Annotated in this window: 18 protein-coding genes; 6 read left to right on the forward strand and 12 right to left on the reverse strand. The window is 69.1% G+C overall.

Annotated features, from left to right (window positions below):
- Window positions 1–146 precede the first annotated feature (146 nt).
- The gene (locus tag C5B97_RS08615) at window positions 147–1340 is read left to right on the forward strand and encodes a zinc-dependent alcohol dehydrogenase (protein WP_104311696.1); all 1194 of its coding nucleotides are present in this window, start codon (window positions 147–149) and stop codon (window positions 1338–1340) included.
- 16 nt (window positions 1341–1356) lie between these two features.
- Here the strand turns inward: C5B97_RS08615 and C5B97_RS08620 are convergent, their stop codons facing one another.
- From C5B97_RS08620 to C5B97_RS08655, 8 genes are all read right to left on the reverse strand, one after another.
- Entirely contained in the window at window positions 1357–1572 is a 216-nt protein-coding gene (locus C5B97_RS08620) for a helix-turn-helix transcriptional regulator (RefSeq protein ID WP_104311697.1), read from the reverse strand.
- Window positions 1572–2057: a DUF2975 domain-containing protein gene (locus C5B97_RS08625; RefSeq protein WP_104311698.1), complete on the reverse strand. Its 486-nt coding sequence runs from the start codon at window positions 2055–2057 to the stop codon at window positions 1572–1574. Before C5B97_RS08625 ends, C5B97_RS08620 begins: the two co-directional genes overlap by 1 nt.
- Window positions 2058–2181: 124 nt before the next feature.
- Window positions 2182–2646, reverse strand: coding sequence for an SRPBCC domain-containing protein (locus C5B97_RS08630; protein WP_104311699.1), 465 nt, complete (start codon window positions 2644–2646; stop codon window positions 2182–2184).
- A gap of 211 nt (window positions 2647–2857) precedes the next feature.
- Window positions 2858–3652, reverse strand: coding sequence for an SCO1664 family protein (locus C5B97_RS08635; RefSeq protein WP_258068261.1), 795 nt, complete (start codon window positions 3650–3652; stop codon window positions 2858–2860).
- Between the two features lie 119 nt (window positions 3653–3771).
- Window positions 3772–4380 carry a DUF3090 domain-containing protein gene (locus tag C5B97_RS08640; protein ID WP_104311700.1) on the reverse strand — a complete coding sequence of 203 codons (609 nt, stop codon included), beginning with the start codon at window positions 4378–4380 and terminating at the stop codon, window positions 3772–3774.
- 16 nt (window positions 4381–4396) lie between these two features.
- Entirely contained in the window at window positions 4397–5134 is a 738-nt protein-coding gene (locus C5B97_RS08645; protein WP_104311701.1) for an MSMEG_4193 family putative phosphomutase, read from the reverse strand.
- 45 nt (window positions 5135–5179) lie between these two features.
- A complete protein-coding gene (locus C5B97_RS08650) occupies window positions 5180–6829 on the reverse strand; it encodes an ABC-F family ATP-binding cassette domain-containing protein (protein ID WP_104311702.1) in 1650 nt (549 codons plus the stop codon).
- Between the two features lie 135 nt (window positions 6830–6964).
- Window positions 6965–7411, reverse strand: a complete 447-nt coding sequence (locus tag C5B97_RS08655; RefSeq protein WP_104311703.1) for a MarR family winged helix-turn-helix transcriptional regulator — start codon at window positions 7409–7411, stop codon at window positions 6965–6967.
- Window positions 7412–7532: 121 nt separating this feature from the next.
- On the opposite strand from C5B97_RS08655, the gene C5B97_RS08660 reads away from it, so the two are divergent.
- The 4 genes from C5B97_RS08660 (at window position 7533) to C5B97_RS17930 (ending at window position 11050) form a co-directional block, all read left to right on the forward strand.
- Window positions 7533–8750, forward strand: a complete 1218-nt coding sequence (locus C5B97_RS08660; protein WP_104311704.1) for an MFS transporter — start codon at window positions 7533–7535, stop codon at window positions 8748–8750.
- A gap of 122 nt (window positions 8751–8872) precedes the next feature.
- Window positions 8873–10177, forward strand: coding sequence for an alpha/beta fold hydrolase (locus tag C5B97_RS08665; RefSeq protein ID WP_104312545.1), 1305 nt, complete (start codon window positions 8873–8875; stop codon window positions 10175–10177).
- A complete protein-coding gene (locus tag C5B97_RS08670) occupies window positions 10177–10602 on the forward strand; it encodes a hypothetical protein (RefSeq protein WP_104311705.1) in 426 nt (141 codons plus the stop codon). Before C5B97_RS08665 ends, C5B97_RS08670 begins: the two co-directional genes overlap by 1 nt.
- A gap of 166 nt (window positions 10603–10768) precedes the next feature.
- On the forward strand, window positions 10769–11050 hold the full coding sequence (locus tag C5B97_RS17930) for a hypothetical protein (RefSeq protein ID WP_181026957.1): 282 nt from the start codon (window positions 10769–10771) through the stop codon (window positions 11048–11050).
- 171 nt (window positions 11051–11221) lie between these two features.
- On the opposite strand, the gene C5B97_RS08680 is transcribed toward C5B97_RS17930, so the two are convergent.
- Window positions 11222–11467, reverse strand: a complete 246-nt coding sequence (locus tag C5B97_RS08680) for a hypothetical protein (RefSeq protein WP_104311707.1) — start codon at window positions 11465–11467, stop codon at window positions 11222–11224.
- A gap of 360 nt (window positions 11468–11827) precedes the next feature.
- Here C5B97_RS08680 and C5B97_RS08685 point away from each other — a divergent pair, with 360 nt between their 5' ends.
- Window positions 11828–12346 carry an SRPBCC domain-containing protein gene (locus tag C5B97_RS08685; protein ID WP_104311708.1) on the forward strand — a complete coding sequence of 173 codons (519 nt, stop codon included), beginning with the start codon at window positions 11828–11830 and terminating at the stop codon, window positions 12344–12346.
- Window positions 12347–12407: 61 nt separating this feature from the next.
- Here C5B97_RS08685 and C5B97_RS08690 read toward each other — a convergent pair whose 3' ends face one another.
- Genes C5B97_RS08690 through C5B97_RS08700 form a run of 3 tightly spaced genes read right to left on the reverse strand, consistent with a single transcriptional unit; the run spans window position 12408 to window position 14101 of the window.
- Entirely contained in the window at window positions 12408–13157 is a 750-nt protein-coding gene (locus C5B97_RS08690) for an SGNH/GDSL hydrolase family protein (RefSeq protein ID WP_104311709.1), read from the reverse strand.
- A 36-nt stretch (window positions 13158–13193) separates the two neighbouring features.
- Window positions 13194–13382: a hypothetical protein gene (locus C5B97_RS08695; protein WP_104311710.1), complete on the reverse strand. Its 189-nt coding sequence runs from the start codon at window positions 13380–13382 to the stop codon at window positions 13194–13196.
- Window positions 13379–14101 carry a DsbA family oxidoreductase gene (locus C5B97_RS08700; protein ID WP_258068079.1) on the reverse strand — a complete coding sequence of 241 codons (723 nt, stop codon included), beginning with the start codon at window positions 14099–14101 and terminating at the stop codon, window positions 13379–13381. Before C5B97_RS08700 ends, C5B97_RS08695 begins: the two co-directional genes overlap by 4 nt.
- Between the last annotated feature and the right edge of the window lie 65 nt (window positions 14102–14166).

Consider the following 14166-nt stretch of genomic DNA (forward strand, 5'->3'; position numbering starts at 1 on the left):
CGTCGTGGCCCCATCGGCGAGTCGCGGGCGCGCCTGTGAAGTCAACCCCGCGCATCCGAGGGGCGTTCCTTCGTAGCCTCGAGGCGTACCCCCGAATGTCCGGCGCCCGCTCGACGATGGCGCCTCCCCCGACGAGAGGAATCCCCATGCGCGCGCTCACGTGGCAGTCGACCGGCGAAGTGTCCGTCGAGACGGTCCCCAAACCGACGATCGAGGAGGCGGGCGACGCGATCATCCGCGTGACGTCGGCGGCCATCTGCGGCTCCGACCTGCACTTGTACAGCGTGTTCGGGCCGTTCCTCGCGAAGGGCGACATCCTCGGCCACGAGACGATGGGCATCGTCGAGGAGGTCGGCTCTGGCGTGACGAAGCTCAGCGTGGGCGACCGGGTCGTCGTGCCCTTCGTGATCGCCTGCGGCGACTGCGCCGCCTGCCATTCAGGGCTGTCCACGCAGTGCGAGGTGACGCAGAACACCGAGCAGGGCACCGGTGCCGACCTCTACGGATACACGGAGCTCTACGGCTCGGTGCCCGGCGGGCAGGCCGAGTACCTGCGGGTTCGCCTGGCTGACAACAACGCCATCAAGGTCGGGCACGAGCTGTCCGACGAACGCTACCTCTTCCTCAGCGACATCCTTCCGACGGCCTGGCAGGGCGTGAAGTACGCCGCCGTTCCCGACGGCGGGACGCTCGCCGTCGTCGGCCTCGGACCGGTCGGCCAGTTCGCGGCCCGTATCGGGAAGCACCTGGGCTACCGGGTGCTCGGGGTCGACCCGGTGCCCGAGCGGCGAGCGCTCGCGGAGCGCTACGGGGTCGAGGTCTTCGACTACGACGACGAGACGGCTGATGCGCTGCGTGCCGCCACCGACGGGCGTGGCCCCGATTCCGTCGTGGATGCGGTCGGCCTGGAGGCGCACGGTTCCGGAGACGGCTCCGGTTTCGCGGAGCTCGCGCAGAAGGGTGCTGGCCTGCTGCCGGACGCGATCGCGAAGAAGGTCATCAAGACCGCCGGTGTCGACCGGTTGTCGGCGATCATGCTCGCCGTCGACGCGGTGCGCCGGGGCGGCACGGTCTCGCTGAGCGGTGTGTACGCGGGCACGGCCGACCCGATGCCGATGATGACGATGTTCGACAAGCAGCTGACCCTGCGCATGGGCCAGTGCAATGTGCAGCGCTGGATCCCTGAGCTGCTGCCGCTTGTGGAAGACCGCAGCGACCCGCTCGGCACGGAGGATCTCGTGACGCATCGCATGCCGCTCGAGGACGCGCCACGGATGTACGAGGTGTTCCAGAAGAAGGCCGAAGGGTGCATCAAGGTCGTGCTGAAGCCTCGCGGCTGAGCTTCGTCCAGAGGAGTCACTCGGCCGCGGCGGGTTCCCAGCGGAGGAGCTCGCCCGGCTGACACTCAAGGGCGACGCAGAGCGCCTCGAGCGTCGTGAAGCGCACTGCCTTGGCTCGGCCGTTCTTCAAGACGGCGAGGTTGGCCGGGGTGATGCCGACCCGCTCCGCGAGCTCGCCCACGGACATCTTCCTGCGCGCGAGCATGACGTCGATATCGATGGCGATCGGCATCAGATGACCTCTCCGAGCTCGCCGCGGAGCGCCTCGGCCTCGGCCTCGCGCCTGGTGGCGAGGCGCAGCAGCATCCGCATCACCACCATGAGGAGGGCGCCGCCGGCCGTGACGAGCGCGGCACCGCAGAGAAGGCCGATCAGGCCGGGAGCCGCGGGTCCCGGAGCGAGCAGGATGGCCAGCGTGAGGATGGTGAAAGAGGCGACGGCGATCGCGCCGATGATCGTGTCGACGTAGCGGAAGGCTCCTGCGGAGAAGACCGAGCCTCGGCGGATCATCGTCAGCAGACGCCAGATGCTGACAGCGCTGACCTGCAGGGTGAGCACGAAGATCGCGGCGAGCGCGACGAGAGCGACTCGGGCCGGCGTGGGAACGCCCGCGAGGTCCGCCCAGGCGAGCGGCAGGAGCAAAAGCTGGACTGCGAGCGACCCGAGGAGCGAGACCGCGATGACGGCCTTGAGTACGAAGATGGTGACGGTGCCCACGGTGTGACCTCCTGCTGTCTAGCGATGCTTTTCTATCGATTTTCGATAGATTACAGCAGGTGGACGCTGACATGCGACACGATCACCTGTCCATGCTCACCTCAGCACGTTGACACTGGTGTGGTTATCGGGCGAGGTATGCGGCGAGGTTGTCGAGCGCCTGCATCCAGCCGTCGTAGACGTTGTCGTCACCGGGCTGGCCGGGGATTCCCCGGACGTGCAGTGCGACCTCGGTGTCGGTCTCAAGGTCGCCCGTCGTGAGGTCGACGCTGACGACAGGGGATGCCGCCGGATCGTCGTCGGGCGAGCCCCACGTGAAGACGAGGCGTTCCGGTTCGTCAACCAGCAGGTAGGTGCCCGCCGTCGGATACTCGTCGCCGGTGTCGTCGTTCACCATCGTGTAGGCGTAGGCGCCGCCTTCTCGGACATCGAGGTTGATGGTCTCGCGAGGCGTCGAGACGCTCACGGGGTGGTGCCAGTGGCTGAGGTCGTCGGCGTCCGTCCACGCGCGCCAGACGCGCTCGCGAGGAGCGGCGACGGTGCGGCTGAGGGCGAACTCCGGCTGTGCGACGGCTTCCGGGCTGGTCATGGCTGACTCCTCTGCGTGTTCGTGAACGCTGTCTTCATCGACGCTGCGTCACCGCGACTCAGGTCGCGGCTGGCCACGGTGGGGTCAGCTCGTCGGCCTGCAGCAAGGCTAGGTACCCAGGGTTGGAGTCTCCTCGACAACGCGCGTCACCGGGCCCCGTCCCTCGTCACTGGGCGGCGCGCCGTGCAGCCCGGCAACCGAGGGTCGTGTCTCAGAAGAGCGGCCAGGGCGCCGCGGGCATGTCGCCCTCCGGGGCCGGGAACTCGCGTTCGGCCGCGAGGCGTTCAACGCGGGCGGCGAGCTGCCCGAGCTCTGCGACCGAGAGGAGCTCGGCGAGCCTGGCTCCGAGACCGCCGTCACGCGTGTCGGCAAGCGCCTCGTGGAGCTTCCGGATGCTCGTCGTCTCATCGTCGCTGATCGGCTCGCCGACCCACCCCCACAGGACGGTCCGCAGCTTCGGCTCGACGTGGAATGAGAGGCCGTGGTCGACGCCGTAGCGGTGCCCGTCCGGCATGGCGAGCACGTGGCCGCCCTTGCGGTCAGCGTTGTTGACGATGGCGTCGAAGATCGCCATGCGCCGCATGATGGGGGAGTCCTCGTGGACGAGGACGACCTCGCGACCGGTCTCGTCTTCGCCGCTGAGGACGGTCCGCCAACCGTCTCCCGGCACCTCGGTCGCGGCGACGAGATCGACGGGGTCTTGCGCTTCGTCGATGTCCTGCCACAGCTGGAGCATCCCGGGCCCGAACTGGCCGTCACCGAGCCAGGTTCGCGGCACGATGTTCCAGCCAAGGGCCTCCGAGACGAGGTACGCGGCAACCTCGCGATTGGCGAGGTCGTTGTTCGGGAAGTCCCAGAGCGGCTTCTCGCCGCGGGATGGCTTGTAGACGACGTCGACAGGGTCGGCACCTGGAACGGAGTAAGTGCCGACGAAGGTCGCGTTCGACGCGCTCATGAGCCGGGCGGTGAGCTCGAGCACCGGACCGCTCGGAGCGGCGTCACCCAAGGCGGTGTCACCCGGGTCGGCGTCGCCCGGGTCGGAGGCGATCGACGTGGACGCCGTCGGCCCCTCGGACTCGGGCACCTGAGCCGTGTCCGCGGTTCCCTCGTTCGGCTCGGGTTCGGTCACAGGCCGTCGTCTGCCGGACAGTCGTGGCCTTCCGGGTCCATCGGGAGGCCGCAGCGGGGGCACAGCGATCGGCCGGCGCCGACGATTTCGAGGGTCCGCTTCGCGAAGGCACGGGCCGAGCCCACGGGGATGCGCACGCGGAGCAGCTCCTCGGGTTCGGCCGCCTCGACGAGCTCGTCGAGGCCGGCCATGCGGGCCAGCTCAGCCTCGAGAGCCTCGGTGTCCACGTCCGCGTCGACCTCGAGTTCGACCTCGACGACGGGGATCACCTCGAGGATGACCTGCGCGGTTGCCGGCTCCCAGCCGAGGCCGATCGTGCCGACTCTGAAGCGACCGTCGACGGGCGTGTCGAGCGGCTCCTCATCGATGAGCTCGATGGGGGTCGAACTCGGAACGCTGTAGCGGTTGCCGTCCTCGAGCATGAGCTGGTCGAGGATCTCGTCGACCTTCTCGGCGAGCAGAGCGGACTGCTCCTTCTCGAGGATGACGCTCACGACGCGGGAGCCGTCGCGTGCCTGCAGGTAGAAGGTTCGCTCGCCGGGCTTGCCGAGCGTGCCGACGACAAATCGGTCCGGCCAGTCGAATTCGTGCACGAGGGTCGTCATGGTCTCAAGCCTATGCTCAGGAGGCTCTGCCCGCGCCGCCGCCGACGGTCGCGTCTCCCGTCTGGGGGCCACCTGCCGCGGCAGCGTGCGACGGGGCGAGCCAGGACAGGTCTCCGGCATCGGAGTTGATGATGGGGACGCTCGGGCGTGCCTTGCCGTAGCTGATGATCGAGGTCGATGCGGGTCCGACGGCGAGCCGTTGGAACAGGTCGAGGTGCATCCCGAGCGCGTCGGCGAGCACGGCCTTGATGATGTCGCCGTGGCTCACGGCGACCCAGACGGCGCCGGGCCCGAACTCGCGCTCGACGTCGGCGTCGTGCCGACGCACCGCGGCGACCGCCCTCGACTGCATGGCGGCCATCGATTCTCCGTCGGGGAACGTGACGGCGGACGGCTGCGTCTGGACGGTCGCCCAGAGGTCCTCCTTGGCGAGGTCGGCGAGGCTCCGATTCTGCCAGGCCCCGTAGCCGCACTCGGTGAGGTCTTCGTCGATGACGTCGAGCGAGGGCTCGACGTGAGGGTCGTCGAAGGGGTCGGTGGGCTGCTGCGCGCGGATCGCGGCCGCGGTCTCGACGCATCGCTCGAGAGGACTCGTGACGAGGCGGGCGAGGGGCACCGACGCGAGCCTCGCCCCGGTCGCGGCGGCTTGCGCCCGCCCGGTCTCGTCGAGGAGGACTCCCGGGGTACGTCCCGCGAGGAGTCCGCTCGCGTTCGCCGTGGTGCGTCCGTGGCGGACGAGGATGACGGTGGCCATGCGAGTCACCCTAATCGGTGCGTCACGGGAAGTCCCTGCGCGGCGTCAGCGCTCGGTGAGCTGCCCGCCTTCGACGTGCCAGGCCCTGTTCAGCTGCACGGTCTCGAGCATCCGCCGGTCGTGCGTGACCAGCAGGAGGGTGCCGTCGTAGCTTTCGAGCGCCTGCTCGAGCTGCTCGATGGCGACGAGGTCGAGGTGGTTGGTGGGTTCGTCGAGCACCAGCAGGTTCACGCCGCGGGCCTGGAGAAGGGCGAGGCCCGCCCGGGTTCGCTCGCCGGGGGAGAGCTCGTCGGCGCTTCGACCGACGTGGTCGGCTTTCAGCCCGAACTTCGCGAGGAGGGTGCGCACCTCGGCGGTTGGCCAGTCTGGCACCTGCGCTTCGAACTGCTCGGCGAGCGGCGTGGGGCCCGCGAGGGCCGCCCTGGCCTGGTCGATCTCGCCGATGGCGACGCTCGAACCCAGGCTCGAGGTGCCCGAATCCGGTTGGATGCGCCCGAGGAGGAGGCGCAGGAGGGTCGACTTGCCAGCGCCGTTCGGGCCAGTGATGCCGATGCGGTCGCCGGCGTCGACCTGCACGGACACGGGGCCGAACGTGAAGTCGCCCAGGCGGAGTTCCGCGCGCGACAGGGTGGAGACGACGCTGCTCGAACGCGGAGCCGAGCCGATCGTGAACTGCAGCTGCCATTCCTTGCGCGGCTCCTCGACCTCGTCGAGGCGGGCGATGCGGCTCTCCATCTGGCGCACCTTCTGGGCCTGCTTCTCGCTGGACTCGGTGGACGCCGTGCGACGGATCTTGTCGTTGTCCGGCGCCTTTCGCATCGCATTGCGCACCCCCTGGCTCGACCACTCACGCTGCGTGCGTGCGCGCCCCACGAGGTCTGCCTTCTTCTCGGCGAACTCCTCGTACTCTTCGCGCGCGTGCCGCTTCGCGGTGGCGCGCTCCTCCAGGAAGGCTTCGTAGCCGCCGCCGTAGACGCGGTTGCTGTGCTGGGCGAGGTCGAGCTCGAGCACACGCGTGACGCTGCGGGCGAGGAATTCGCGGTCGTGGCTGACGAGGACCACTCCGCCGCGAAGGCCCTGGATGAACGCCTCGAGGCGATCGAGCCCGTCGAGGTCGAGGTCGTTGGTCGGCTCGTCGAGGAGCACGATGTCGAAGCGTGAGAGGAGGAGCGCTGCCAGGCCGACTCGGGCCGCCTGCCCTCCGGAGAGGGACGTCATGAGGGCGTCGGCGCTCAGTTCGAGGCCGAGCTCGGCGAGGACCGCGGGGAGGCGCTCCTCGAGGTCAGCAGCGCCGCTCGCGAGCCAGCGTTCGAGGGCAACCGCGTAGATCTCGCCGGGGTCGGGGGCGCCGGGCTTCGCCTCCTCGGCAAGGGCTTCGGCGGCCGCATCCATCTCTCTGGTCGCCTCGGTGGTGCCGGTTCGGCGGCCCACGTACTGCGCGACGCTCTCGCCGGCGACGCGCTCGTGCTCCTGTGGCAGCCAGCCGATGAATGCGTCGGCGGGTGCGAGCGAGACGCTGCCTTCCTGGGGCTCGTCGATGCCGGCGAGGAGGCGCAGCAGCGTCGATTTGCCGGCACCGTTCGCACCCACGACTCCGACCACGTCGCCCGGGGCGACGACGAGGTCGAGGGCGGAGAAGAGCGTTCGGTGGTCGTGGCCACCGGCGAGGTCCTTGGCGACGAGGGTTGCGGTCATTGTTCTATGGTCGCGCACTCCGACGCTGCGCGGCGACGGCGCCCCTGTTCAGCGCCCGGTCGCAGCCTCGGTTCCGGGCCTGTGGTCCGAGGCCTGGTGTCGAGCCCCGGCCGTTGGTCCCTTCGGCGGGAGTGGCTACACGAGGGTGTCGGCGTGGAGGGCTCCGACGAGTGGTGCGAGCTCAGGCACCTCCGCCGCCTCGGACAAGGACTGCTCGAGCACTGAATCGTGCGTGGGACGTGCACGCTCGAGGAGGTCGCGCCCGAGCGGCGTCAGTTCCGTGTAGATGCCACGTCGGTCGTCGTCGCACAGGATGCGCGTCAGCAGCTTCCGGTCTTCCAAGCGGGTCACGAGGCGAGTGGTCGCGCTGCTCGAGAGTGCGGCGGCGCGGGCGAGCTGACGCATCCGCATGTGCCATCCGTCCTGGCGGCTCAGGGCGTCGAGGACGGTGAACTCGACGACTGAGAGCTTGTGCTCGCGTTGCAGGGAGCGCTCGAGCTCCATCTCGATGAGTCCGTGGAGGGCCGCGAGCGTGCGCCAGCCTCTGGCGCGGATCTCCACGGCGTCGTCGGCGATTCCCATGTGCCCTCCTCAGGTGCGTGGCTGCCAATACTACTCCACTTGCGCGGATATAGCGCGTGTGCAACGATCATCTTCGTTGCGTGTGCAACTACTGCACGCGCCGTATATCGCTGGAGAAAACATGCCAATCGCGCTCTTCGCGCTCGCACTCGGCGGGTTCGGAATCGGTCTGACCGAGTTCGTCATCATGGGGCTGCTCCCCGAGGTCGCTGCCGACTTCGCCGTCTCAGAGGCTGTCGCCGGCGCCCTGATCTCCGGCTACGCCTTGGCGGTGGCAGTCGGCGCGATCGGACTCACGGTCGCTCTCACCCGCTTGGACCGCAAGAAGGCGCTGGTGGGGCTCATGATCATCTTCATCGCGGGCAACGTGCTCTCGGCGCTGGCACCCAGCTACGAGGTGATGATGCTCGGGCGCATCGTCGCGGCCCTCAGCCACGGCGCCTTCTTCGGGATCGGCGCGGTCGTCGCCGCGAACCTGGTTCCCGCGAACAGGAAGGCGGCGGCCATCTCGCTGATGTTCGCGGGTCTCACGGTCGCCAACGTGCTCGGCGTGCCGATCGGGACGTTCATCGGACAGGCCACTGGGTGGCGTTCGACGTTCTGGGTGATCGCGTCGATCGGCGTCGTCGCTCTCGTCGGCATGGCGGTGCTGATCCCCGCGTCCGCCGGGCGCAGCGGCGGCGGCAGCATCCTCGCCGAGTTCCGCATCTTCCGCTCCGGGCAAGTCTGGGCCTCGATGGCCATCACGGTGCTCGGCTACGGCGGCATGTTCGGGGCGTTCAGCTACATCGCCTTCACGCTGACCGGGGTGTCCGGGTTCGCGGCGTCCACCGTGCCCTGGCTCCTGGTGCTCTTCGGCGTCGGCCTCTTCGTCGGCAACATCGTCGGCGGCCGGGCCGCCGACCGGAACCTTGGGCGCACCCTGCTGGTCCTGCTGGTCGGACTCATCGTGATCCTCGTCGCGTTTGCGCTGCTCGCGTCGAGCCGGGTCGCGACGCTGGTGCTGCTCGTCCTCATGGGCGGCTTCGGGTTCGCGACGGTCCCCGGACTGCAGATGCGCATCATGAACTTCGCTGGTGACGCCCCGACGCTCGCCTCCGGCGCCAACATCGCCGCCTTCAACGTCGGGAACGCGTTCGGCGCGTGGATCGGCGGGCTGACCATCGCTGCCGGGCTCGGCTACGCTTCGCCGCTCTGGGCCGGCGCCGCGGTGACGCTTGCCGGGCTCGCCGCACTGGTGATCGCCGGCGTCATGCCCGGCGGTGAACTCCGCCGCGGTTCGCGAGGGGGAGAGGTGCCGCGCGAGCAACCGGCGCTCGCGGTAACGCCTGCTGCTTGACCGCCTGCCTGGGCGGGCCGACACTGATCTCGTAGCCTCGAATCCCCGCAGGCTGCGTCGAAGCTCGCCTCAGGAAGCTGTTGAGGCCGGAGCAGTTCAGAAGAGGACCGCCAGTGGCCGAGATGCCAGCGAACCCGCCAGAGGTATCCCCGCGTCGAGCGACCGGTTCGCGCCCGCCCCAGCCGAGCGGGGCTCTGACCCGGGATCGAGCTCCGAAGCGTGCTGCCGCGTTCGTCCTGACCGGGGCGCTCGCTCTCGTCGCGATCATCGTGGGCGCCGAGGTGCTGCGTGTGAGCGGTGACACGATCGAGCAGGGTGAGCTTGCCGCGTTCTACGAGCTGCCGGGCGGGGACGCGCCGAGCGAGCCTGGCACCCTCGTGCGGAGCGAGCAGCTCCTCGGCACACCCCTCGGCTCGCAGGCGTGGCGCATCATGTACTCGTCGACCGATCTCAACGGCTCGCCGGTGCTGGTCACGGGCGTTGTCGTCGTCCCGGATGGGGAGGCGCCCGCCGGGGGCCGCACGGTGCTCGCCTGGGGGCACCCCACGACCGGCACCGACCCGTCGTGCGCTCCCTCACGCGCGTTTGATCCGTTCCTCGGAATCGAGGGGATGCGGCTCATGCTCGACCGCGGCTATGCGGTCGTCGCGACCGACTATCTCGGGATGGGCGTTGTGACCGCCGACGGCAAGCAGGCCGAGCGGGATTCGTACCTCGTGGGAGAGACGGCGGCCAGAAGCGTGCTGGACGCGGTGCGCGCGGCGCAGCAGATCGAAGCAGCAGAGGCCGGGACCGAGGTTGTGCTCTGGGGGCACTCGCAGGGCGGCCAGGCTGTGCTGTTCGCGGCCCAGGAAGCGCCGAGCTACGCGCCCGAGCTCAAGGTCGTGGCGGTTGCGGCGGCGGCACCCGCCGCGGACCTGACGAAACTCATGGGCTCACACCTCGACGACATCTCGGGCGTGACGATCGGCTCGTACGCGTTCCCGGCTTTCGCCGAGGTCTACGCGGACGTGCCGGGGGTGGAGCTCTCGGGCATCCTCACTCCACCTGCCATCGCGAAGGTCGCGCAGATGAACTCGCTGTGCCTCCTCACGAGCCTCACCGAACTGCACGACATCGGGCAGCCGCTCGTCGGTGACTTCACGCTGCACGACCCGACCACGGTTGAGCCTTGGGCGACGCTCCTTGCAGAGAACTCGGCCGGGGCGAAGGCGTTCGAGGCGCCGCTCTTCGTCGCGCAGGGGAGCGCGGACGAGCTGGTGCTGCCCGCCGATACCGCGGCGTTCGTCGCCCACGAGGAATCCATCGGGGTCGACGTCCATGCCGTGACCGTGCCAGGCGCGAGCCACGGCACGATCGCCTATGAAGCGCTTCCCGAGCTGGAACGCTGGCTCGAACAGCACGTCCCCGACAACGGAGGTTCCTGATGTCCAAGACCCGTCGCGCCGCATCCACTGGCCTCGCGGTGCTACTGAGTGCCGGGGCGGTTGCCGCCTTGAGCGGATGCTCGCCGCAAGCGGACGCGCCCCTCACGCGGGCGGTCGCCACGTTCCAGGTCGTCGATCAGAGCTTCAAGGTCGAGCTCGCAACCCCGGAGCTCGTTGAGCACGCGCAGAAGCTCCTCGACGGCGAGGACGTGTCGTCGATCCCTCTGGGTACCGTCGTCCGCGGCGACGCGTCCGTCAACGAACCGTGGACGTGGCACATCGACCCGGCAACGCTCGAGTTCGCAGACTTCACGACGGAGGTCTGCGACGGTCTTCCCGAGTACGTCGAGGACGGAACCGTCACGAGCGACGTGTACTGCCCGTGGTCGGCGAAGATCACTGCGATCGAGCCGCTCGCGGACTAGCTCCGGCCGGTGCCGGTGCCGGTGCCGGTGCTGGTGCGGGTGATAGTGCTGGTGCTGGTGCTGGTGCTGCTGCTGGTGCCTGGTGCTGGATGCGGGTGGGCGTGCGAGCGCTGGTGCGGATGCGGAGCGACTGCTCGACTCGCGTGCATCCGGTTCGGAGCCTCGAGTGCTTCTCTGGGATGAGTCGGGCGACAGTCAGTCGCCCGCGGGATCCGAGCGCAGTGAGGCGGCGACGATCATGGGTGAAGACAGCATCGAAGAGGGAGTTCCCGAGGGCGAGGAGCGCTGGAGAGACGAGGGCGGTTCTGGGGAGAGCACGCACTTTCACGCGCACGGCTGGCGGCCTGACCCGGTGCTGCCGGGACAGGCGCGTCCGGAGGTGGCGGACCCGGCCGTTGCGCCGACGACGGTCGCAGTGGCCGAAGGCGACGACCCGGGGGAGAGCTGAGCGGCCGTCTCGGTCTCAACCTGACGCCGAGTTCTAGCCCCTGGTACGGCTGTAGCCGCCGCCCGGAAATGGGCTGCGGCTACTTGCTGTCGGCGACGGCGTTGACTCCACGGCGGCGGCTCCCGTTCAAGGGGCCGTTGCGCCGGAAGCTCTACCCAGCAGTTCGCCTAGCTATCCGGCAGTGCGCGTGCCAACGGCGCTGCGTCGACCCGCGCGGCGGGGACGCGGTCGTGCTGCTGCGACGTCGGTCTGGTCGTGCTCGAGCGGGAACAGGGCTGCGGCCAGTGCCTCCTGGGCCTCGTCGAGCGTCCCGAAGTCGCCGATGCTCTGGCCTTGAGGGCCCTGCAGCGTGTGCAGACCGGTGTCTGCGATCGTGATGAAGCCAGCGAACTCGTCGCTGATGGTTGCCGCGTACACGTCGTCGTCGGCTTGTCGCCAGGAGACTCGAGGTGCGGGCAGAGTGAATGGTAGTGCGAGTGTGATGCGAATCTTCGTTTCGTTGCGGCGCAGCCCGCCTGCGTTGGCGGGGCGCTTTCTTTCAAGCATGTGTGCGCCCGGGTGGGCGCGTGCTGGTCAGCCGTGTGCTCTCGTGGAGAGCGTCTTCGCGAGCAGCGTCTGCTGTTGAGTGGAACGGCGTCTCGGACTTGGGTCCTGGTGGCCACGGATCCGGTGGCGCGGATGGCGACTGGCAAGATCTGGAATGTCCGCGAGAAGCGGGGTGATCATGCGTCGACTCCACGACTATACGGCACAAAGCCTGAGTGAGAGGGTTTTCTTATGAGCGATGACACGAAGAGCAGCGTCGGCGAGGATGGCGGCGCGAGCGAGAGCGGTGAGTTGACGGAGCTTGGTTTCACGGTTTCGGGCTTCATCTCGAAGCCGGTGCGTGAGGTCTACGAGGCGGTCGCCGACCCCGCCGTCCTCTCCGAGTACTTCACGACGGGAGGCGCGAAGGGGCGGTTGGAGGCCGGAGCGGAAGTGCAGTGGGACTTCGCGGACTTCCCTGGGGCGTTCCCCGTCGACGTCATCGAGGCGGTTGCACCGAGCCGCATCGTCGTCCGGTGGGAGGCCGATGAGGACAGCGCGAGGCAAGGCTTCACGACGACGACGTTCGAGTTCGATCCTGTTGACGACGGATCCCGCACGAGAGTGCGCATCAGCGAGGCGGCCTGGCGCCTGAGCGATGCCGGTGCGAAGGCTGCGTTTGGCAACTCGATGGGGTGGACGGGCATGCTCGCGGCCATGAAGGTGTGGCTCGAGCACGGTATCCGTCTCCGCGAAGGGTTCTACAGGTAACCGGCCAAGCCCGGGTCTCCCTGACCGGCGCTGCGGACTTCGGGGTCATGGTGTCGGCTGCCTACTCCGTGATGACGCGTTCGAGGGTCGGGTACTTGGCCGTGCGGGTGTCGCCCGACGATTTCCCGGTGAGGCGCCGGCCGATCCACGGGAGGACGTACTCGCGCCAGTACGCGGAGTTGCGGGGGCGCTGGATGCTCGGGGCGCGGGGGCCGAAGTCCGGCGCGGGAACGTCGAGGGCGGCGAGCACGTTGGCCGCCACTCGTTGATGCCCGCTGACGCCCATGTGGAGGCGGTCACGCGACCAGTAGTCGAGGTGCGTGAGCTCGGGGTCTGCCCAGTTGTCGACGAAGGTGAGGCCCGGCTGGGCGGGGATCTTCGCGTGGACGGCGGCCGCGAGGGCGTCGCCGCGGGCGCTGATGCGCTTGCCCATCGGCAGGTGGTCGGAGGGGTTGGCGCCCGAGAGGAGGATCACATGGATGCCCGCGTCGAGGGCCTGCTTGGCGCCGTCGACGAGGCGCTGGGCGACGGCGTCGATGGAGACGCGCGGGCGCAGGATGTCGTTGCCGCCGCCGTTGAGGCTCAGGAGCTGTGGCTTGAGCGCGATGGCGGCGGGAAGCTGCTCTTCGAGGATCGCGTCGAGCAGACGACCGCGGATCGCGAGGTTGGCGTAGCTGACCGGTTCAGCCGACGAGACGGCGAGGCCCTGCGCGACCAGGTCGGCCCACCCACGGACGCGTCCATCCGGCAGCTCGTCGCCGACGCCCTCGGTGAAGCTGTCTCCGACGGCCGCGAAACTCGTGAATCCCATGCGGGAGAGTCCATCACACTAGAGGCGAGCTGACGTTCAGATGAGGCAGGAGTCGCCCTCGCAGGCTGTGCCCGCGACGCCGAGCATCGTGAAGCCACCGGCGGCCGGCGCGACCCCGTCGGCGGGGGCCGCTGCGCCTGCTCCTGGCAGCTCCTCGAGCGTCGTGGTCGTAGTCGTGCTGGTGTCGCTCGTGCTGGTGTCGCTCATGCCGGTCTCGGCGTTCATGCGTTCGCCTCGTCGCGGTCGCTCGTGACCTTGGCGAGGACCTCCGCGAAGGTTGCTGCTTCCTGCGCGCCGGAGACGCCGTACTTGCCGTCGATGACGAAGAACGGCACGCCCTGGATGCCGTAGGCCTGCGCCTGCTGCTGGTCGGCGAGCACGTCGTCGTGGTGCACACGCTCCTCCAGAGCGTGGACGGCCGCGGCCCGGTCGAGTCCGAGTTCTTCTGCGAGGTCGGCGAGCACGGCGATATCGCTGAGGTCACGCCCCTCGACGAAGTACGCCTTGAGGAGTTGCTCCTTTGCCTCGAGCTGGCGGCCGTTCGCCTTGGCGAAATGGATGAGCTCGTGGGCGCGCACAGTGTTCACGTGCTGCACGGAGTCGAAGTCGTAGTCGAGGCCGACGTCTTTCGCGATGCCGGTTACACGGTCGAGCATCTGCTCCACCTGCACGAGGGGGAGTCCCTTGCGCTCGGCGAGGTACTCGGTCGTCGACCCGTGGAAGTCGATGGGCGTATCGGGGGAGAGCTCGTAGCTGTGGTACTCGACCTCCACGGCCGGGGCGTCGCCCGACGCGGAGAACTGCTCGATACCGCTCTCCAGCTTCCGCTTCCCGATGTAGCACCAGGGGCACGCGATGTCCGACCAGATGTCGATGCGGATCGGTGCCTGCTCTGGGCTGGCTTGCGGAGAGGTCTGGGGTGCGTTCTGCGCTGCTGTCGTCACACGCACTGCAACCGGGCCCGCTCCGCGGCTATTCCCGGCTGCGTTCGCAGCTGTTCCGGGCCCCC

This window comes from Pseudoclavibacter sp. RFBB5 (assembly GCF_002931555.1).
Lineage (GTDB): Bacteria > Actinomycetota > Actinomycetes > Actinomycetales > Microbacteriaceae > Pseudoclavibacter.

Bases quoted from the DNA above. Each gene is read 5' to 3' on its own strand.
- C5B97_RS08615 (WP_104311696.1), top strand. From the start codon at position 147: ATGCGCGCGCTCACGTGGCAGTCGACCGGCGAAGTGTCCGTCGAGACG.
- C5B97_RS08620 (WP_104311697.1), bottom strand. From the start codon at position 1,572: ATGCCGATCGCCATCGATATCGACGTCATGCTCGCGCGCAGGAAGATG.
- C5B97_RS08630 (WP_104311699.1), bottom strand. From the start codon at position 2,646: ATGACCAGCCCGGAAGCCGTCGCACAGCCGGAGTTCGCCCTCAGCCGC.
- C5B97_RS08640 (WP_104311700.1), bottom strand. From the start codon at position 4,380: ATGACGACCCTCGTGCACGAATTCGACTGGCCGGACCGATTTGTCGTC.
- C5B97_RS08645 (WP_104311701.1), bottom strand. From the start codon at position 5,134: ATGGCCACCGTCATCCTCGTCCGCCACGGACGCACCACGGCGAACGCG.
- C5B97_RS08650 (WP_104311702.1), bottom strand. From the start codon at position 6,829: ATGACCGCAACCCTCGTCGCCAAGGACCTCGCCGGTGGCCACGACCAC.
- C5B97_RS08655 (WP_104311703.1), bottom strand. From the start codon at position 7,411: ATGGGAATCGCCGACGACGCCGTGGAGATCCGCGCCAGAGGCTGGCGC.
- C5B97_RS08660 (WP_104311704.1), top strand. From the start codon at position 7,533: ATGCCAATCGCGCTCTTCGCGCTCGCACTCGGCGGGTTCGGAATCGGT.
- C5B97_RS08665 (WP_104312545.1), top strand. From the start codon at position 8,873: ATGCCAGCGAACCCGCCAGAGGTATCCCCGCGTCGAGCGACCGGTTCG.
- C5B97_RS08670 (WP_104311705.1), top strand. From the start codon at position 10,177: ATGTCCAAGACCCGTCGCGCCGCATCCACTGGCCTCGCGGTGCTACTG.
- C5B97_RS08685 (WP_104311708.1), top strand. From the start codon at position 11,828: ATGAGCGATGACACGAAGAGCAGCGTCGGCGAGGATGGCGGCGCGAGC.
- C5B97_RS08690 (WP_104311709.1), bottom strand. From the start codon at position 13,157: ATGGGATTCACGAGTTTCGCGGCCGTCGGAGACAGCTTCACCGAGGGC.
- C5B97_RS08695 (WP_104311710.1), bottom strand. From the start codon at position 13,382: ATGAACGCCGAGACCGGCATGAGCGACACCAGCACGAGCGACACCAGC.